19 protein-coding genes and 1 pseudogene are annotated in these 17,128 nt (G+C 72.8%); 10 read left to right on the top strand and 10 right to left on the bottom strand.

Going from position 1 to position 17,128, the window contains the following annotated elements:
- Positions 1-32: 32 nt before the first annotated feature.
- Genes AC0OO9_RS10130 through AC0OO9_RS10115 form a run of 4 tightly spaced genes read right to left on the bottom strand, consistent with a single transcriptional unit; the run spans position 33 to position 5,799 of the window.
- The gene (locus AC0OO9_RS10130) at positions 33-1,904 is read right to left on the bottom strand and encodes an ABC transporter ATP-binding protein (RefSeq protein ID WP_484517068.1); all 1,872 of its coding nucleotides are present in this window, start codon (positions 1,902-1,904) and stop codon (positions 33-35) included.
- Entirely contained in the window at positions 1,901-3,715 is a 1,815-nt protein-coding gene (locus tag AC0OO9_RS10125) for an ABC transporter ATP-binding protein (protein WP_484517067.1), read from the bottom strand. Before AC0OO9_RS10125 ends, AC0OO9_RS10130 begins: the two co-directional genes overlap by 4 nt.
- A gap of 48 nt (positions 3,716-3,763) precedes the next feature.
- Positions 3,764-4,264 (bottom strand): methylated-DNA--[protein]-cysteine S-methyltransferase, encoded by a 501-nt coding sequence (locus AC0OO9_RS10120; RefSeq protein ID WP_484517066.1) that lies wholly within the window; start codon positions 4,262-4,264, stop codon positions 3,764-3,766.
- On the bottom strand, positions 4,261-5,799 hold the full coding sequence (locus tag AC0OO9_RS10115; protein WP_484517065.1) for a DNA-3-methyladenine glycosylase 2 family protein: 1,539 nt from the start codon (positions 5,797-5,799) through the stop codon (positions 4,261-4,263). Before AC0OO9_RS10115 ends, AC0OO9_RS10120 begins: the two co-directional genes overlap by 4 nt.
- A gap of 141 nt (positions 5,800-5,940) precedes the next feature.
- Between AC0OO9_RS10115 and AC0OO9_RS10110 the strand changes: the two genes are divergently transcribed.
- Positions 5,941-6,423 carry a hypothetical protein gene (locus AC0OO9_RS10110; RefSeq protein WP_225852416.1) on the top strand — a complete coding sequence of 161 codons (483 nt, stop codon included), beginning with the start codon at positions 5,941-5,943 and terminating at the stop codon, positions 6,421-6,423.
- 149 nt (positions 6,424-6,572) lie between these two features.
- Here AC0OO9_RS10110 and AC0OO9_RS10105 read toward each other — a convergent pair.
- Positions 6,573-7,340 (bottom strand): annotated as a pseudogene (locus AC0OO9_RS10105) (EamA family transporter); the annotation flags it as partial.
- Between the two features lie 93 nt (positions 7,341-7,433).
- On the opposite strand from AC0OO9_RS10105, the gene AC0OO9_RS10100 reads away from it, so the two are divergent.
- The 3 genes from AC0OO9_RS10100 to ychF all read left to right on the top strand — a co-directional run bounded on the left by AC0OO9_RS10100 (position 7,434) and on the right by ychF (position 10,143).
- Complete coding sequence (locus AC0OO9_RS10100) at positions 7,434-7,937, top strand: MarR family winged helix-turn-helix transcriptional regulator (RefSeq protein WP_311410725.1); 504 nt, start codon at positions 7,434-7,436, stop codon at positions 7,935-7,937.
- 210 nt (positions 7,938-8,147) lie between these two features.
- Positions 8,148-8,882 (top strand): Type 1 glutamine amidotransferase-like domain-containing protein, encoded by a 735-nt coding sequence (locus AC0OO9_RS10095; protein ID WP_484517064.1) that lies wholly within the window; start codon positions 8,148-8,150, stop codon positions 8,880-8,882.
- 175 nt (positions 8,883-9,057) lie between these two features.
- Positions 9,058-10,143, top strand: coding sequence for a redox-regulated ATPase YchF (gene ychF / locus AC0OO9_RS10090; RefSeq protein WP_484517063.1), 1,086 nt, complete (start codon positions 9,058-9,060; stop codon positions 10,141-10,143).
- A 20-nt stretch (positions 10,144-10,163) separates the two neighbouring features.
- On the opposite strand, the gene AC0OO9_RS10085 is transcribed toward ychF, so the two are convergent.
- Positions 10,164-10,424: a tyrosine-type recombinase/integrase gene (locus AC0OO9_RS10085; RefSeq protein ID WP_484517911.1), complete on the bottom strand. Its 261-nt coding sequence runs from the start codon at positions 10,422-10,424 to the stop codon at positions 10,164-10,166.
- Positions 10,424-10,609 (bottom strand): hypothetical protein, encoded by a 186-nt coding sequence (locus AC0OO9_RS10080; RefSeq protein ID WP_484517062.1) that lies wholly within the window; start codon positions 10,607-10,609, stop codon positions 10,424-10,426. Before AC0OO9_RS10080 ends, AC0OO9_RS10085 begins: the two co-directional genes overlap by 1 nt.
- Here AC0OO9_RS10080 and AC0OO9_RS10075 point away from each other — a divergent pair.
- The 3 genes from AC0OO9_RS10075 to AC0OO9_RS10065 all read left to right on the top strand — a co-directional run bounded on the left by AC0OO9_RS10075 (position 10,608) and on the right by AC0OO9_RS10065 (position 12,437).
- Positions 10,608-10,805 (top strand): winged helix-turn-helix domain-containing protein, encoded by a 198-nt coding sequence (locus tag AC0OO9_RS10075; RefSeq protein ID WP_484517061.1) that lies wholly within the window; start codon positions 10,608-10,610, stop codon positions 10,803-10,805. The genes AC0OO9_RS10080 and AC0OO9_RS10075 overlap by 2 nt on opposite strands.
- 304 nt (positions 10,806-11,109) lie before the next feature.
- Complete coding sequence (locus AC0OO9_RS10070; RefSeq protein ID WP_393268254.1) at positions 11,110-11,676, top strand: RNA polymerase sigma factor; 567 nt, start codon at positions 11,110-11,112, stop codon at positions 11,674-11,676.
- The gene (locus tag AC0OO9_RS10065) at positions 11,673-12,437 is read left to right on the top strand and encodes a hypothetical protein (RefSeq protein ID WP_484517060.1); all 765 of its coding nucleotides are present in this window, start codon (positions 11,673-11,675) and stop codon (positions 12,435-12,437) included. Before AC0OO9_RS10070 ends, AC0OO9_RS10065 begins: the two co-directional genes overlap by 4 nt.
- A gap of 936 nt (positions 12,438-13,373) precedes the next feature.
- Here the strand turns inward: AC0OO9_RS10065 and AC0OO9_RS10060 are convergent.
- On the bottom strand, positions 13,374-13,955 hold the full coding sequence (locus tag AC0OO9_RS10060) for a Uma2 family endonuclease (protein WP_484517059.1): 582 nt from the start codon (positions 13,953-13,955) through the stop codon (positions 13,374-13,376).
- Between the two features lie 292 nt (positions 13,956-14,247).
- Here AC0OO9_RS10060 and AC0OO9_RS10055 point away from each other — a divergent pair, with 292 nt between their 5' ends.
- Positions 14,248-14,751, top strand: a complete 504-nt coding sequence (locus AC0OO9_RS10055) for a hypothetical protein (protein ID WP_484517058.1) — start codon at positions 14,248-14,250, stop codon at positions 14,749-14,751.
- Positions 14,752-14,811: 60 nt separating this feature from the next.
- On the opposite strand, the gene AC0OO9_RS10050 is transcribed toward AC0OO9_RS10055, so the two are convergent.
- Together AC0OO9_RS10050 and AC0OO9_RS10045 are read right to left on the bottom strand one after the other, a co-directional pair.
- Positions 14,812-15,147, bottom strand: coding sequence for a YnfA family protein (locus AC0OO9_RS10050; RefSeq protein WP_151456642.1), 336 nt, complete (start codon positions 15,145-15,147; stop codon positions 14,812-14,814).
- 46 nt (positions 15,148-15,193) lie between these two features.
- A complete protein-coding gene (locus AC0OO9_RS10045) occupies positions 15,194-15,820 on the bottom strand; it encodes a superoxide dismutase (RefSeq protein ID WP_484517057.1) in 627 nt (208 codons plus the stop codon).
- A 305-nt stretch (positions 15,821-16,125) separates the two neighbouring features.
- On the opposite strand from AC0OO9_RS10045, the gene AC0OO9_RS10040 reads away from it, so the two are divergent.
- Positions 16,126-16,587, top strand: coding sequence for a hypothetical protein (locus tag AC0OO9_RS10040; RefSeq protein ID WP_484517056.1), 462 nt, complete (start codon positions 16,126-16,128; stop codon positions 16,585-16,587).
- On the top strand, positions 16,574-17,080 hold the full coding sequence (locus AC0OO9_RS10035; RefSeq protein WP_484517055.1) for a DUF3995 domain-containing protein: 507 nt from the start codon (positions 16,574-16,576) through the stop codon (positions 17,078-17,080). The genes AC0OO9_RS10040 and AC0OO9_RS10035 overlap by 14 nt, the downstream gene beginning before the upstream one ends.
- The last annotated feature ends 48 nt before the right edge of the window (positions 17,081-17,128 follow it).

The following is a 17,128-nucleotide window of genomic DNA, read 5'->3' as shown; positions in this document are numbered from 1 at the left end:
GTTTCGCCCCGTGCCCGGACGCGTCCCGCCGCTCAGAGCAGGGAGTCGCGCCACTGCCGGTGCAGGGCGGCGTACCGGCCACCGGCGACGGCGAGCCGGCCGGGCGGGCCGTCCTCGACGAACCGCCCGTCGTCGAGCACCAGCACCCGGTCGGCCGTCTCCACGGTGGAGAGCCGGTGCGCGATCACCAGCGCGGTGCGGTCGGCCAGGATGGTGCCGAGGGCGTGCTGCACCAGCCGCTCGGTGGGCACGTCCAGCGACGAGGTGGCCTCGTCCAGGATCAGCACCGTCGGGTCGGCCAGGAACGCCCGGGCGAACGCGACGAGTTGCCGCTGCCCGGCGGAGAGCCGGCCGCCGCGCCGCTGCACGTCGGTGGCGTACCCGTCGGGGAGGGCGGCGATGAAGTCGTGCGCGCCGATCTCCCGCGCGGCGGCCTCCACGGCGGCGTCGTCCGCGCCGGGACAACCGAACCGGATGTTCTCCGCGATCGTGCCGCCGAACAGGTGGGTCTCCTGGGTCACCAGCACCACGGCCCGCCGCAGCTCCGCGTCGGCGACCTCGCGCAGGTCGACCCCGTCGAGGGTGACCGCGCCCGAGAACGGGTCGTGGAAACGGGCGAGCAGCTTGGCGACCGTCGACTTGCCGGCGCCGGTCGCCCCGACCAGCGCCACGGTCTGGCCGGCCGGGACGGCGAGGTCCAGCCCGGCGACGATCGGCGCGTCCGGCCGGTAGCCGAAGGTGACCGCCCGGAAGGCGACCGCCCCGCGCCCCGGCCCGGCGGGCAGCGGCACGGGCCGCGCCGGTTCGGCCACCGACGGCCGTTCGTCGAGCACCCCGGCGAGCTTCTCCAGCGCCGCCGTGGCCGACTGGAGCGAGTTGTAGAACTGGCTCAGTTCCTGCATCGGCTCGAAGAACCGCCGCAGGTAGAGCAGGAACGCCGCCAGCACGCCGATGCCGGTCGCCCCGCCCAGCACCCGCCAGCCGCCGTAGCAGAGCACCACCGCCACGGTGACGTTGCCGATCACCTTGATCCCCGGCGAGTACGTCGCGATCAGCCGGAACGCGTCCCGGCTGGCCCGCCGGTAGTCGTCGCTGACCGCCCCGAAGATCTGCTGGTTGCGCGGCTCCCGCCGGAACGCCTGCACCGCCCGGATGCCGCGCATCGACTCGACGAAGTGGACGATGACCAGCGCCACCGTCTCCCGGGTGCGCCGCCACGCGTCCGCCGACGCCCGCGCGAACCAGCGGCTCAGCAGGATCAGGAACGGGAACGCGAGCAGCGTCACCGCGGCCAGCGGCACGTCCAGCCAGAGCAGGATGCCGGCGACCGACAGGATCGACAGCACGGCCAGCACCAGGCCGTCGATGCCGCCACCGACCAGTTCGCCGATCGAGTCCAGGTCGCTGGTGAGCCGGGACACCATCCGGCCGGAGGTGTACCGCTCGTGGAACGCCACCGACAGGCGCAGGAAGTGCGCGTACACCCGCTGGCGGAGGTCGAGCAGGACGGCCTGGCCGATCCGCGCGGAGAGGGTGAGGAAGCCCCGGCGGGCGGTGTACTCGACGGCGGTGGCGGCGACGAACCCGGCGGCGACGACCAGCAGCGGGCCGGGATCGCCGGCCCGCAGCGGCGCGATCGCCCGGTCGATGCCGAGCATCACCAGGTACGGCCCGGCCATCGCGGCGGCGTTCTGGCCGAGCAGCAGCGCGACGGCCAGCGCGAGGCGGCGCCGGTGCGGGCGCAGCAGGTCGCGCAGCAGCACCCGGCTGCGGGCCCGGAGCCGGGCCACCGCCTCGGGGTCGGTGTCCTCGGCGCGGCTGCGGTCCGCGTCCGGGTCGGTGGCGACGCCGCGCCACCGGGCGAGGTCCGCCCCGCTCGTGGGGCCGCCGGTGCCGCCGGTCACGAACGCACCAGGCCACGGTCGCCGGGCGGCGCGGGGGTGGGCTCGGCGGAGAGCACCGCGCGGTACGCCGGCACGGCGGCGAGCAGCTCCGAGTGCCGCCCGACGGCCGTGATCCGGCCCTGCTCCAGCAGCGCCACCCGGTCGGCGAGGGCGATCGTCGAGGGCCGGTGCACGACCAGCAGGGCGGTGGTGGTGCGGAGCACCCGCTTCAGCGCGGTCTCGACGAGCGCCTCGGTGTGCACGTCCAGGGCCGACAGCGGGTCGTCGAGCACGAGCAGCGCCGGCCGGCCGAGCACCGCCCGGGCCAGCGCCAGCCGCTGCCGCTGCCCGCCGGAGAGCGACAGCCCCTGCTCGCCGACCCGGGTGGCCAACCCCCACGGCAGCTCGTACGCGAAATCGGCCTGGGCGAGGGCCAGCGCGGCCCGGACCTCGTCCTCGCCGGCCTCCGGCCGGCCGAGCGTGAGGTTCTCCCACACCGACATGGAGAACAGCGTCGGCTCCTCGAAGGCGACCCCGACCAGTCGGCGCAGGGCGGACAACCGCAGCTCGCGTAGGTCGTGCCCGTCCAGCGTGATCCGCCCGCCGGTGACCTCGTGCAGCCGGGGCACCAGGGAGAGCAGGGTGCTCTTGCCGCAACCTGTCGCCCCGACCAGGGCCACGGTCTCGCCCGGCTCGACGGTCAGGTCGATCTCCCGCAGCACCGGCGCGGCGGTGCCCGGGTAACGGAACGAGACCCGCTCGAAGCGGAGCCGCCCGCGTACGTCGGCGCGGCGCAGGGCGAGCGCGTGCGGGGCGTCCACGATGGCCGGCGGGGTGTCCAGCACCTCGCGCACCCGGTCGGCGGCGGTGGCGGCCTCCTGCCCGTTGGCGATGATCCAGCCCAGCGACTGCACCGGCCAGATCAGCATCAGCTGGAGGCTGACGAAGGCGACCAGTTCGCCGATGGTCAGCACCCCACCCGCGGCGGCCGCCGCGCCGGCGACCAGCACCACGCCGAGGGTCAGGTTGGGCACCAGGTCGAGCAGGGCGGAGGTGCGGGCCAGCAGCCGGCCCTTGCCGACCCCCGTGTCGTGCAGCGCCCGCGCGCCGGTCGCGAAGCGGGCGGCGAGTTCCGGCCCCCGCCCGTACGCCTTCATCGTGCGCAGCCCCTGCGCGGTCTCCTCGACCAGCGTGGCCAGGTCGCCCTGCTGGTCCTGCATCCGCCGCGAGGCCGCGTGGTAGTGCCGCGCGAAGCGGCGGCTGATCAGGAACAGCGGCACCGCGCTCGCCGCCACCAGCAGCCCCAGCGCGGGGTGCAGCCGGATCAGCAGCGTCACCACGGCCAGGTAGGTCACCAGGTTGAGGATCAGGAAGAAGAGGCCGAAGCTGAGGAACCGGCGCAGCACCGACAGGTCGCTGGTGACCCGGGAGAGCAGTTGGCCGGACTGCCAGCGGTCGTGGAAGCTGGTCGGCAGCCGTTGCAGGTGGGCGTAGACGTCCTCGCGGATGGCCGCCTCGATCCGCATCGAGGACGACGACTGCACCCAGCGCCGGATGAAGATCAGCAGTGCCTCGACCAGGCCGAGCAGCAGCGCCAGCCCGGCCAGCCGGAACAGTCCGGCCGGGTCCTGCCGGGCCACCGGGCCGTCCACCACCCGTTGCGCGACCAGCGGTACGGCGATGCCGGCCCCGGTGGCGGCGAGGCCGGCGAGCAGCAGCCAGCCGAACTCGGCCGCGTGCGGGCGCAGGTAGTGGCGCAGCCGCCAGAGGCTGTGCAGCGGGTGCCGGCCGGCCTCGACCCGGGAGGCCGGGTTGCCGCCACCGTCAGGCACTACCCGACGGTAGCCTCAAACGGGGTCCGCGCAGGTGTCGGCTTCCCGTCATCGCCGCTCGTGCCCGAGAAGCCACTTCTTCACGTCCAGCCCCCAGCGGTAGCCCCCGAGCGTCCCGTCGGTACGCAGCACCCGGTGGCAGGGGACGAACAGGGCGGCGGCGTTACGGGCGCAGGCCGCCGCGGCGGCCCGTACGGCGGCGGGGCGGCCGGCCAGCCCGGCGAAACCGGTGTAGGTCACCGGGTCTCCCGGTTTCACCTCGCGCAGCACCTGCCAGGCGTGCGCCATGAACGCGCCCCCCGTGTGCTGCTGAACCGGCACGGCGTCGATCGCGGTCAGCTCGCCGTCCAGGTAGGACGCCACGGCGACGCTGACCGGGCCGAGGTCGGCCCGGTGCCGCAGCGGAGCCCGCAGGGCCGGGTGCATCAGGGGGAGCAGGCTCTCCGGGTCGCCGGTGAAGCCCGCCGCCCGGACCGCGCCGTCCGGGCCGGCCACGATGCTGAGCGGCCCGGCTGGGGTGTCGATGACGGTGCTGTCGTTCATGCTCATGCTGCTCTCCAGAGTCGGATCACCGCGTACGAGCGCCAGGGGCGCCAGCGGTCGGCGTACGTGTCGAGGGTCGTGGGGGCGTCGGGGAGGCCGAGGGCGGCGGCGCCCCGGCGTACGGCGAGGTCGGTGGGGAGCAGGACGTCCGGGTCGCCGAGGGCGCGCATCGCCACGTAGCCCGCCGTCCAGGGCCCGATCCCGGGCAGCGCCAGCAGCCGCCGGACGGTCTCCTCGCGGTCCCCGCCCGGGGCCAGGTCCAGCGACCCGTCGGCGACGGCGCGGGCCAGCCCGCGGATCGTCTCCCGCCTCCCGGCCGGCATCCCGAACACCTCGTCCGGCACCCCGAGCACCTCCTCGGCGGTGGGGAAACCGGACAGCCACGCCCTCCCCGCCCCCTCGGCTAGTTGACCAAGAGGTTTCGGCTCCCGAGAGCGCTTCCCGGCTGTCGAAACCTCTTGATCAACGCCGGCGGGGCCCGGGGTGGGGGTGTGGCGGGCGGGCGGGCGGAGGTGGGCCAGGAGGCGGGTGAGGGTGGTGCGGGCCGAGCGGACGGAGACCTGTTGGCCGACGATCGCGCGTACGGCCATCTCGAAGCCGTCGACCGAGCGGGGGAGCCGGATGCCCGGCTCGGCGGCGACCACCCCGGCCAGCGCCGGGTCGGCGGCGAGCGTGCCGTCGACGGCGGTCGGGTCGGCGTCGAGGTCGAGCAGGCGACGGCAGCGGGCCACGGCGGGGGCGAGGTCGCGCATGTCGGTCAGCCGCAGCGTCGCCGTCACGTGCCCGTCCGCCGGGGCCAGGGCCGCCTCACCCGCGCCGTGCGGCAGCCGCAGGCCCCTCCGGTACGTCCCGTCGCGCACCTCCTCGACGCCGGGCAGCGCGCGCAGCGCGAGGAAGTCCAGCAGCGCCTCCGCGTGCAGCGGCGGGCGGTACGCGAGCCGCAGCGTGATCGTGCCCGCCCCGCCCGGCGCGGGACACCGGCGGCCGGCGGTGCGCAGCTCGGACGGGGCCGCCCCGAACACCTCCCGGACCGTGTCGTTGAACTGCCGCACGCTGCCGAACCCGGCGGCGAACGCGACCTCCGCCATGCCCAGCCCGGTGGTCTCGATCAGGGTGCGGGCGGTCTGGGCGCGTTGCGCCCGGGCCAGGGCCAGGGGACCGGCGCCCATCTCGGCCCGCAGCATCCGGTGCAGGTGCCGTTCGGTGTAGCCGAGCCGGGCGGCCAGTCCGGGGATGCCGTCGCGGTCCACCACCCCGTCGGCGATCAGCCGCATGGCCCGACCGACGACGTCGGCCCGCACGTCCCACTGCGGTGAGCCCGGGGCGGCGTCCGGCCGGCAGCGCCGGCAGGCGCGCAGCCCCGCCGTCTGGGCGGCGGCGGCCGAGGGGAAGAACCGGACGTTCTGCCGCTTCGGCGTCGTCGCCGGGCAGGACGGCCGGCAGTAGATCCCGGTCGACGTGACGCCGGTGTAGAACCAGCCGTCGAACCGCTGGTCGCGGCTGTCGACCGCCCGGTAGCACCGCTCGAAGTCCAACTCCACGTCACCGATGATGCCCCTGCCAGGCGCCCCTGGCTCGCGGGAATCGGACGTGGCCGTGCGGGCCTGAACCGGACGCCCGGCGCCGAAAGTGTCGGTTGTGGTCGGTACCGTCCGGCCACCAACTCAAGAAGGGGTGCGGCGATGGCGAGCGTGGCGGGTCGGCGGGCGGCGTCGACACGGGACGGGCACCCTCCGCTGGACGGCGCGGTGGTGCAGCGCTTCTACGAGCGGATGCGCGCGGTCGCCCCGGCCGCCGTCGGCGCGATCGAACGGGACCGGGCCGGCGACCCGGGGCGGGCGTTCGGTGACACCGCCTGCGGCCGGCTGGTGCGCTCGCTCGACGCCGACGGCCTCCGCGCGCTGGGCATGTGGGTGCACCACTGGTGCATGCGGTTCTACGACGACGACACCCGGGTGGCGCTGCGCCTGGTCCGGGAGATCGCCGGCCGGGCCGGGCTGGGCTGGACGGCCGACGAGGTGCGCTGGATGCTGCGCGAGTCATACGCGGCCGGTCCCGCGGCCGAGGCCCGCTTCACCCTGCCGCTGGCCGCCGCCGGGGAGCTGGCTCCCGGCGCCCTGCCGATCGAGGCCGTGGTCCCCCGCCAGGCCGGTCCCCGCGACTGACCCACCGGGCCCCGCGACCGACGCCAGGGCGGCCCGCCGGGCGCGGTGCCCGCCGGGCCGGGTCGGCGGGGCGGCAGCTGCCCGGCCACGGTGGCGCCGACCGCCACGGCGAAGCCGGCGAGCTGCCAGCCGGTCATCGCCTGCCCGAGCACGGCCCAGCCGAGCGCGGCGGCCGTCAGCGGGCTGAGCGCCCCGAGCAGCGAGACCTGGGTGACCGGCAGCCGGGCCGCGCCCCGGAACCACAGCGCGTACGCCAGCGCCGTCCCGACCAGCGTCAGCCACGCGTAGCCGGCCAGTGCCGGCGGGTCGGGCACGGGCGGCGTCCCCTCGACCAGCAGGGCGGCCGGCACCACCATCAGCCCGCCGGCGGTGAGCTGCCAGCCGGTGGCGGTGAGCGTGCCGACGCCCGGCGGGCGGCCCCAGCGGCGGGTCAGCACCAGGCCCGCGCCCATCGCGGCGGTGGCGGTCAGCCCGGCGGCGACGCCCGTCGGGTCGAGGCCCGCGCCGGGGCGCAGCACGACCAGGGTGACCCCGGCGAGCGCCGCGAGCGCGGCGGCCAGCGCCCGGGGGTGGGGCCGTTCGTGCAGCACGAGCACCGTCAGCCCCGCCACCAGCAGCGGCTGGGTGGCGCCGAGCACCGCGGCGGCGCCGCCGGGCAGGTGGTACGCGGCGAAGAAGAGCAGCGGGAAGAACGCCCCGATGTTCAGCGCGCCGAGCACGGCCGCGCGCCACCACCAGGCGCCGTGCGGGCGGTGCCGGGTCAGCGCGAGCAGCAGCAGGCCGGCGGGGAGGGCCCGGATCGCGCCGGACCAGAGCGGCCGATCGGGCGGCAGCAGTTCGCTGGTGACCAGGTACGTCGTGCCCCACGCGGTCGGCGCGGCGGCGGTGAGCAGGATGTCGAGCCGGCGTCGGTCCACGGTTCCTCGCTAACTCTTGTTGCTAAGTATCTTGCGACTAAGCTACTTCGTGGCGAGTGAAAGCGGGAGTGCGAGGTGCGGCACAATCCGGGGGTGACCGAGCGGGACGACGTGGACGGCATCGTCGAGCAGTGGCAGCGCGAGCGGCCCGGAATGCGCCCCGAGCCGATGGCGGTCTTTGGCCGGATCTACCGGCTGGCCCGGCTCGTCGGCGACGAGCAGGAGCGCACCTACGCCCGCTGGTCGATCAGCCGGGGCGAGTTCGACGTGCTCGCCGCCCTGCGCCGCGCCGGCACCCCCTACACGCTGGCGCCGAAGGCGCTCACCGCCTCGCTGATGCTCACCTCCGGCGGGATGACCGGCCGGCTCGACCGGCTGGAACGCGCCGGGCTGCTCCGCCGCGCGCCCGACCCGGCGGACCGGCGAGGGCTCCAGGTCACGCTCACCCCGGCCGGCCTCGAACTGGTGGAGGAGGCCGCCGAGGCGGGGCTGGCCGTCCAGCGCCGGCTGCTCGACGCGCTGCCCGCCGAGGACCAGCGGCGCCTCGCCGACCTGCTTCGTACGCTGCTGGGCGCGGTCACCGACGGCGGACGCTGACCGGCGGCACGGACCCTGGCGGCGGCCGGCAGCTCCGGGCCGGCGACCGGCGGCGCGGACCTGGCGGTGGCCGGCGGCGCGGACCTGGCGGCGACGGGCGGCCGCTCCGGGCTGGCGACCGGCCCTGGCGGGTCCGCGTGGCGGGCGCTGAGCGGCAGGGGAGCGGCCTCGGGCAGGATGGGCACCGTCGACCCCGACGGAAGGACGACCGTGCCCGCCAGTGAACCGACCATCCTCGCCACCAGCATGGGCATCTACGCGCCGCGCCACGAGGGCGGGCCCCGGCGGGTCAATCCCGTCTTCGGCTTCGCCGCCGAGCTGGCCGAGGCCGGGCCGGAGCCCAGGATCTGCTTCCTCAACCAGGCCGAGGGGGACCAGCCGACCACGCTCGCCCGGGTCTACGAGGCGTTCGCCGGCAGCCGGTTCCGGATGACGCACCTGGCGCTCTTCCCGATGCCGAACGTCGACGACGTCCGCGCCCACCTGCTCGCCCAGGACGTGATCTGGGTCGGCGGCGGCAGTGTCGCCAACCTCTGTGCCGTCTGGCGGGTGCACGGCCTCGGCGAGATCCTGCGCGAGTGCTGGGAGGCCGGCGTGGTGCTCGGCGGCGTCTCCGCCGGCTCCATCTGCTGGCACGCCGGCGGGGCCACCGACAGCTTCGGCACCACCCTGCGCGGCTTCACCGACGGGCTGGGCTGGCTGCCCTACGGCAACGGCGTGCACTACGACAGCGAGGAGCAGCGCCGGCCGCTGATGCACAAGCTGGTCGCCGACTGCGTGCTGCCGACCGCGCACTGCACCGACGACGGCACCGGCCTGCTCTACCGGGGCACCCGCCTGGTCGAGGCGGTCGCGGACCGCGAGGGCCCCTCGGCGTACGAGGTCAGCCGCGCCGACGACGGCACCGCCCGCGAGACCCCGATCACCCCCCGCCTGCTCGCCTGACGGCCCGAGCCGCGCGAGCCCGGCCCGACCCTCCGGGCCGGCCCGGTCCTCCGTGCCGATCTTGGTGCGGGAGCGCCCCTGGAGGGGCCGTTCCGTACCAAGATCTGTCGGGCGTGGCCCCGTGCACCGGCCTGCCTGAACCGGGGTGTGGGGCGTCGGCGTAAGCTGGCTCGTCGTGAGTCTCACCATCGGGATCGTCGGCCTGCCCAACGTCGGCAAGAGCACCCTGTTCAACGCGCTGACCAAGAACGACGTGCTCGCGGCGAACTACCCGTTCGCCACCATCGAGCCCAACGTCGGCGTCGTCGGGCTGCCGGACGAGCGGCTGAACACGCTCGCCGAGATTTTCAGCTCGCAGAAGGTGCTGCCCGCCCCCGTGTCGTTCGTCGACATCGCCGGCCTGGTGCGCGGTGCCTCCAAGGGGCAGGGCCGGGGCAACGCGTTCCTGGCGAACATCCGCGACGCGTCGGCGATCTGCCAGGTCGTCCGGGCCTTCTCCGACCCGAACGTGGTGCACGTCGACGGCAAGGTCTCCCCGGCGGACGACATCGAGACGATCAACACCGAGCTGATCCTCGCCGACCTCCAGACCCTGGAGAAGGCCCTGCCCCGGCTGGAGAAGGAGGCCAAGCTCCGCAAGGACCGGGCCGCCGCCGTCACCGCCGCCAAGCAGGCCGTCGAGCTGCTCGACACCGGCGTCACCCTCTACGCGGGCGCCAAGGACGCGGGCATCGAGCTGGAGCACCTGCGCGAGCTGCACCTGCTCACCACCAAGCCCTTCCTCTACGTCTTCAACGTCGACGAGGCCGAGCTGGGCAACGCCGAGTTCCTCGACGAGCTGCGCGCCCTGGTCGCCCCGGCCGAGGCCGTCTTCATGGACGCCAAGATCGAGTCCGAGCTGGTGGACCTGCCCGACGAGGAGGCCCGCGAGCTGCTGGAGTCGATCGGGCAGAACGAGCCGGGCCTGGACCAGCTCGTCCGCGTCGGGTTCCGCACGCTCGGGCTCCAGACGTACCTCACCGCCGGCCCCAAGGAGGCGCGCGCCTGGACCATCCCGGTCGGCGCGACCGCGCCGGAGGCCGCGGGCGTCATCCACTCCGACTTCCAGCGCGGCTTCATCAAGGCCGAGGTGGTCTCCTTCGGCGACCTGGTCGCGGCCGGTTCGATGGCGGCGGCCAAGGCCGCCGGCAAGGTCCGGATCGAGGGCAAGGAGTACGTCATGCAGGACGGCGACGTGGTGGAGTTCCGCTTCAACGTCTGAATCCGGCCCGTTCGCCCAGCTCACACGCCTGCATCCTCGCCCGGGGGCACATCCGGGGCACAACCCCACGCCTCATCGACCGCCCGCCGGGTGCGCTCCTCGGAGTCCGGCATCAGGTGGCCGTACGTCGACAGGACGAGGGTTGCGTTCTCGTGCCCCAGCCGTTCGGCGACGGTGATGACCGATTCACCCTGCATCAGCAGGACCGAGGCGTAGTGATGGCGCAGGTCGTGGCTCGTGCTCTCCGGTAGTCCGGCCTTGCGAACCGCCGCGCCGAAGATCAGCGAGCCGTAGCCGACTCCGACCCCGGGCGCCCATCAGATCGACGGGCAGAGCGCAGGCCGGCCAGCCTGACGAAGATCTCCCGCTTGTCGACAGCGTTGCCCCGCTCATCGAGCTGGTAGCCCGTCAGCCACACCCAGCCCGGATAGGTCGGCTTCGGGCACACCGAGATCACCCGGAACATGAAGTTGGCGGCGATCCTGCGCGAGCAGATCGAGCGCGGAGACTTGCCGCCCAACCGGCCGATTCCGAGCGTGGCCCGGCTCCAACAGGAATACGGCCTGGCGCGGGGCACCATCCTGCACACGGTTCGGGTCCTGGTCGCTGAGGACCTGGTCTACGTGGTGCCCGGGAAGGGCACGTTCGTCAAGCCGCACTGAATAGACCGCAGGCCGCCGACGAACGAGGCGTGACAGGTCGCCCTGTCGCCCTGGGTGTCGTCCGCAACACCGAAGTGAGCCAGACGGTATCGGGATGCGGACGATCGATCATTACGTTGAGTGATGACGGATCGTTCCTGGCGGCGTCCTGATCTGCCGAGAAGAGTGCGTTGACAGCTTATCGATTGATGCAGCGCCAGAGCCGCCGGGAACGCCGCATGATCACTGTCCTGAGGGCCTGTACTGGCTCAACCTATTGGAGTTGTCGCCGTAAGTTTCGGAGTGTGGCCGGACACTACGTGGTGTGAGAGAAGACCACACGTCTGAGCGGTATGAACAGCGATTCGTGGCGCTGTGGACCGAACACGGACCACGGGTGATGGCGTACGCGTTGCGACATGTTGACTCCGATTCAGCGCAGGATGTGGTGTCGGAGACATTCCTGGTGGCATGGCGGAAGCTCGCCAGCGTCCCGGACGAACCCTTGCCGTGGTTGCTCGTGGTCGCCCGCAACACCATCTCCAACCTGCGTCGGTCAGGGCGTCGGCAGGCGCGGGTGGCCGTCGAACTAGAAAGGTTGCGGCAGGTCGCGGAGCCGGCGGCCGCCGCCGACGTTCTCGCCACGGAGCGCGCGACCGTACTGACCCAGTTGGCGGCGCTGACCCCCAAGGAGCGGGAGGCGCTACTGCTGATCACTTGGGACGGCTTGACCCCGGAGCAGGCGGCACGAGTGGCGGGCTGCTCACTCCCGGCGTTCCACGTGCGTCTGTTCAGGGCGCGGCGGCGACTGCGCGTTGATGGCGAGCCGGATGCGCCGCCCCACGCCGACGCCGCCCAACGTCCACTGCCACTCGCAGGAGGCACCAAATGACCACGGACCGTGACATGATGAACATCGTTCAGAGACTCAAGCCGGTTACGGCGGTCGATGACCATTGGCCCGCATCGGTGAGGAAAGCGGCGCTGGAACGTCTGTTGATCGCCACCGCCGCCGAACCGCCGGAGGCACCTCAACGGTCGCGCAGGCGACGAGTCGTGCTCACTGCCGCGTTGACCGCCGGGCTTGTCGTGTCGGGTGCGAGCGTCGCCGCCGCCGGAGGACTGCTGCCTGAGTCGTTCACTAAGCCGTTGTCGTTCTGGGCTACCGAAACCGGCGGCATGGTGGACGTCCAGACAGCACGACGAGTTGCCCAGGCACCGGGCCCCGACGGCACTGTACTGACCATCTGGTCAGCCAAGAGCCAGGGCGGCACCACCTGCATCGCTCCGATGTTCGAGCCACCCGGTGACCTCGACCGGCCAGCCCCGACAAGTTTCACGCTCGCCGGTGGGCAGTGTGCTGACGGCGACCAGGGCAAGGAGTCATTCAGCAGCATGGGCGGGTCGGCGGACGGCCAGGGAATACACACGATGTGGACGGCCGCCGGGAATGCGGTACGGGCGGAACTGCGACTGCCCGACGGCACTGTCCGGTCAGCCGTCCGCGCCGAAGAGCTGTTCTTCTTCTGGTATCTCGCCAACGAGAGCGTCGACCCGCCGGTCTTGGTCGGGTACAGCGCTGCCGGAGTGGTGATGGCGGAACGGTCGCTGCCCAACCTGAAGACGCTCGGGCGCCCCAGCGCCGGCGGTTGAGTCTCAACGACGCGCACCAACCCGGGCTTCCCAGTAACGCCATCTCCTCCGAATCGGTCACGCAGCATTCATGGCCCTCGTAACGGAGTTATCTCCCGTCAACACGTCACCCAACACGGTGAACGTTGATGGCCTCGTCGACCCGATGCCCTGATCTGCCGCGATCCGGGCGTTGGCCGACTGCGCGCCGGTAACTGAGCGTAGGTGTTGACACGGAGGCTGGCTGGGCCGATGGCCAGCGGCACGCTGCTTCTCGGAGCGGGCGGATCTTTTTACGTCAGCGCGTACCTGACTCTGTAGCGGAACCCGTACGCCGACAGCTCGATCAGGTTCGATGCTCTGGCATGATCATCGGGCACAGATCCGGCACAACTGAGCCCGGAAACGCCTGTAAAACGTCGAGAGGCGCTGAGGACTCCAGCCCTGATCAGGGGCCAGATGTGCCCGATTGCGGACGATCTTTACCCGGCCCACGGCATTAGGGGTTCAGATCCCTCAGCTCCACCCAGTTGAAAAGCTGCCCGCCCATGCTCTACTGGTCCGATGCGTAGGCGACGCCGTTTGTACCTGCTCTTGGCGGTAGTCGGAGCACTGATGGCCGCCACTGCACTCGCCATGACCCTGGCGGATGTGCCCGAAGGGGGCTGGCCCTTGTCTGCTCCAACCTTGTGCGCAGTCGGTGGTGCGTTGACGGGAGCCGGCATCCGGGGTGCCAGGAGGCACCGACGTCCCAAGAACCAACTGCCAGGTTCTGGGGCACGCACGGGGCACAAGACAGCGTGAAACGTCGGCAAGTAGCGACCAATGACGTGAGCGCGAGATGGGGCGTGGCCAGTGCCGGTCAGGCTAGCGCAGGTCACGGAAGCCCTTCATCTGAGTTCCGCTTCAACGTGTAGTGACGATCCGGTTCGACCTCTGACGGAGTCGGCGCCCGGCTCAGCTCTTGTGGCCGGGCACCAGCCCATCCAGATCGAGCTCGATCGTGAACGGCGTCGTGGTGCGCAGCTCGTGTCGATGAATTGCGGTCGGCACATAGGACCGAGTGGGCCCGTCGAGTTCGTAGGCGTGGACCACCGGTGATCCATCCTCTTCCTCGATGCGCCAGTAGTTGGCGATGCCGGCTTCCGCGTACTTGCGCAGCTTGACCGTCCGATCGCGGTGGGCCGACTCTGGAGAGACCACCTCCACGACCAGAAGAGTCTCCTCAGGGGTGTAGAAGGTTCGGGACGGATCGTAAGGTGCCCTCGTGGCCAGGAGATCGGGCTCGGGACGATTCCATCTGTCGAGTCGAATCGTGATCTCCCTGTCGACCTCGACGCCAGGCGGTGCCTGATCCGTCAGGCGGTTCACCAGCGCGGTGACCATCCGGGCGTGCCAGACCCGCTGGGGAGACATCATGAAGACGAGTGCTCCATCGATGAGTTCGGTGTGGCGCGGTGCTTCGACGAGCTTGTCAAGATCGTCGGCATACCACCCCTCCGGGCGAGGCGGCCGCATCCAGTCGGGCACCGCAGTCATGCCGTCACCGTAGCACTCGGTAATCGCGGCTCCCGGCCTGCTGCGCCCAGCCCTTCCGCTGCGGCGACACGATGCGCACAGTGCTGACGTTGGACGGCGGCGCCACCGACCAGCACACGTTCGTGCTCGTCAAGGAGGACGGGGCCTGGAAGGTGTGCGGCCAGCCGTACAGAGGGCGCGCACGCCGTTGCCGCCGGGCCGGATGCCGACTGCGGGGATCGCGCAGGGGACGCTGCCCCTTCTGAGTACCCGGACGGATGCCTGACGACGGGATCGCTGATCTCCTTACGTCATGTCACGACACAGCGGTGGTCGACAGGCGTCCGGTTCGGCCCTGCGGCGGGCGACAGGCGCCGTCGGGCGCGGTGGTCTGCTGGCCTGCCTCGTCGCGCTGTCCTGCGCCGGCTGCGCCCGCTCGGGCCACGACGCAGCCCGGGACCGGGTCCTGGAGAGGGCCGGGCAGGTTGCCCACGAGACCGAGGCGTGGGCGACCGACTCGCACAGCCTGAGCGGCTGGGCGAGCAACGAGTCGGTGCTCGACCGGCTCGTCGCACTGACCGGGGGCGAGCAACTCGCCTCGTCGGTCCACGATCCTGACGATCACGGGGTGGGCCTGCTGGCCAGGGTGGAGGTGGCGATGGTGGCCGCCGCCTCGGACACCTGGTTCGGCGAGGAGACGCACTACAGCATCTGCGTCCGTTTCGACGTCACACGGGAGAGCAGCGGGCCCCGCGAGATCGCCCCGGTGTCCGTCGACTGCCCTCCCCGGGTTCCGCAGACCCGGTCACCGGACTGAGGGTGAGCGCGACGTTCCCGCGACCGCCGTCAACCATGTGGCTGGCGCGTCACCGTCGTCTCAGCCGCTGCGTGGGGCGTACATGATGATGGCGACCCCGACCAGGCAGATGGCTGCGCCGACGACGTCGTAGCGGTCGGGGCGGAACTTGTCGACGACCATGCCCCAGGCGAGGGAGCCGGCGACGAAGACGCCGCCGTAGGCGGCCAGGATCCGGCCGAAGTTCGGGTCGGGCTGGAAGGTGGCGACGAAGCCGTAGAGGCCGAGTGCGACGACCCCCGCCGCCACCCACAGCAGCCCCCGGTGCTCGCGCCAGCCCTGCCACACGAGCCAGGCCCCGCCGATCTCGGCGAGCGCGGCGAGCAGGAACAGCAGGATCGAGCGCACCACCGTCATGGTGGGAACGGTAGCGGGAGCACGACCCGGTCAGCGGTCGGCCGGATCAGGGCGCCGCGGTCAGCGGGTTGCCGGCGGCGCGCGCGGCGTCGAAGCGCCGGGTCACGTCGGCCCAGTCGACCAGGTCCCAGAGGCGGTCGACGTAGTCCGGGCGCACGTTCCTGTACTGGAGGTAGTAGGCGTGTTCCCAGGCGTCGAAGACCAGGATCGGCGTGGAGCCGTGGCCGACGTTGCCGTGGTGGTCGTAGACCTGCTCGACGATGAGGCGCTGTGCCAGCGGCTCCCACGCCAGGACGCCCCAACCGGAGCCCTGGACGCTCTTCGTGGCGGCGGAGAGCTGGCCGGCGAAGCCGTCGAACGAGCCGAAGTGTTCGCCGATGGCGGCGGCCAGCTCGCCGTCCGGGCGGTCGCCGCCATCGGGGGAGAGGTTGTTCCAGAAGATCGAGTGCAGGACGTGCCCGGAGAGGTTGAAGGCCAGGGTCTTCTCCAGGCCGACCAGCGCCGAGTAGTCGCCCTTGTCGCGGGCCTCGGCGAGCTGGTCGAGGGCGTCGTTGCTGCCCTTGACGTACGCGGCGTGGTGCTTGCTGTGGTGCAGCTCCAGGATCTGACCGCTCATGGCGGGTTCCAGAGCCCCGTAGTCGTAGGGCATGTCGGGGAGCTTGTAGACGGCCATGGGGACCCTTTCGCGAGTGGACGATCTTCCGGTCAGTATGCCTTATTGCAAAGTCTTGGCAACTGCGGAATATTGGCAACTGGAGCGGGTCGCACGGGATCCGCTCCACGGCCGACGCAGTCGGTAGGGCGCGCCCCCACGCCGCGATGATCACCGGTGGGGGCGCGCCCGCACGTGCCGCCGGCCAACCCCTGCGGTCACCGCCGCAGCGGCCGGGCGGCCGTCCGCGCTCCCTCCCGCGGGGGAGGGCGGTCCCCTCGCGCTCGGGAGTCGGCGCGCGGTCCGCCGGGCCTAGCGTCGGGAGCATGGATGCTTCTTCCGGTGCGCGGCGATGGCCGGCCTACGCGGTGGCGGTGCTCTTCCTCGCGTACGCCGTGGGCAAGGCCGCCTTCGCCCTCGAATCCCGGCTCGGTTTCCCGGGCGGCCCGGTCGTGCCGGCCGCCGAGCACGAACGCTACGCCCGCGACGTGATGGGCGTGGCGACCGCGCAGTGGTCGGCGACCGCGTCGGGGGTGGCGGGCGCCTGCCTCGCCCTCGCCACGGTCACGGCGCCGGGGCGGCGGGTGCCGAGGCCCCTGATGCTGCTGGCGCTGGCGGGCATGCTGCTGGCCGTCGGGGCCGGCGCGACGATCATGGTGGTGGACGGGTTCGTGGGCCTCGGCGTGGGCTGGCAGTGGTACCACGGGGTCCTCGGGCTCGTCGCGATCGGGCTGCTCGTGGCGACGATCCGGTCCTACGCGGTGGCGACGAGACGTGTCGCGCACTGACCGGGCGCGGGTGGGCGCGTACGGCGCGGTGGCGTGCGCCTCGGCCTACGGGGCGATGAAGCTCGCGCAGGCGCTGGGGGCCAACGCGCTGGCCGACAAGGATCCGCTCCCGCCGGAGCTGCGCGAACGGCTGCTCGCCCGCGACCCGCTGTTCGTGGCGAGCCACTGGATGCTGGCCGCCGCCGCGGTCGTCGGTGTCGTGGTCGCGCTGGCCACCCTGCGCCCCTGGCGGGCGGCCCTCCCGCGCCGGCTGCTACTGGCGGTCGCCTGGACGCTCGGCATCCTCATGATCGCCCGGTCGGTCGGCGTCCTGGGGCACGGCCTCGTCGGTGACGCGCTGCTGCTGACCGGCGTCCGGCCGCCGCCGGTCGGGCACGCCGCCCTGGCCCGGGACCTGGCGTGGTGGGACCTGCTGCTGTGGTCGCCGTTCTTCCTGCTCTGGGGGGCGTGCTGGTCGGCGGCGGGCTGGCGGCTGGGCCGGCGACACCGCTGACGCCGCCGCTGCGGGTTGCGCGCGTCGCGGGCCGGGCGGTGCCGGGTC

Source organism: Micromonospora sp. USAFONa4, from assembly GCF_057197825.1.
Note: the sequence above shows the minus strand (reverse complement) of the source record. Positions and strands in the feature narration are given on the sequence as shown.

Excerpts from the sequence above, each read along its gene's own strand:
- AC0OO9_RS10055 (WP_484517058.1), top strand. The coding sequence starts at position 14,248 with ATGTCACGACACAGCGGTGGTCGACAGGCGTCCGGTTCGGCCCTGCGG.
- AC0OO9_RS10075 (WP_484517061.1), top strand. The coding sequence starts at position 10,608 with ATGAAGTTGGCGGCGATCCTGCGCGAGCAGATCGAGCGCGGAGACTTG.
- AC0OO9_RS10110 (WP_225852416.1), top strand. The coding sequence starts at position 5,941 with ATGGCGAGCGTGGCGGGTCGGCGGGCGGCGTCGACACGGGACGGGCAC.
- AC0OO9_RS10040 (WP_484517056.1), top strand. The coding sequence starts at position 16,126 with ATGGATGCTTCTTCCGGTGCGCGGCGATGGCCGGCCTACGCGGTGGCG.
- AC0OO9_RS10045 (WP_484517057.1), bottom strand. The coding sequence starts at position 15,820 with ATGGCCGTCTACAAGCTCCCCGACATGCCCTACGACTACGGGGCTCTG.
- AC0OO9_RS10080 (WP_484517062.1), bottom strand. The coding sequence starts at position 10,609 with ATGTTCCGGGTGATCTCGGTGTGCCCGAAGCCGACCTATCCGGGCTGG.
- AC0OO9_RS10050 (WP_151456642.1), bottom strand. The coding sequence starts at position 15,147 with ATGACGGTGGTGCGCTCGATCCTGCTGTTCCTGCTCGCCGCGCTCGCC.
- AC0OO9_RS10065 (WP_484517060.1), top strand. The coding sequence starts at position 11,673 with ATGACCACGGACCGTGACATGATGAACATCGTTCAGAGACTCAAGCCG.
- AC0OO9_RS10060 (WP_484517059.1), bottom strand. The coding sequence starts at position 13,955 with ATGACTGCGGTGCCCGACTGGATGCGGCCGCCTCGCCCGGAGGGGTGG.
- AC0OO9_RS10120 (WP_484517066.1), bottom strand. The coding sequence starts at position 4,264 with ATGAGCATGAACGACAGCACCGTCATCGACACCCCAGCCGGGCCGCTC.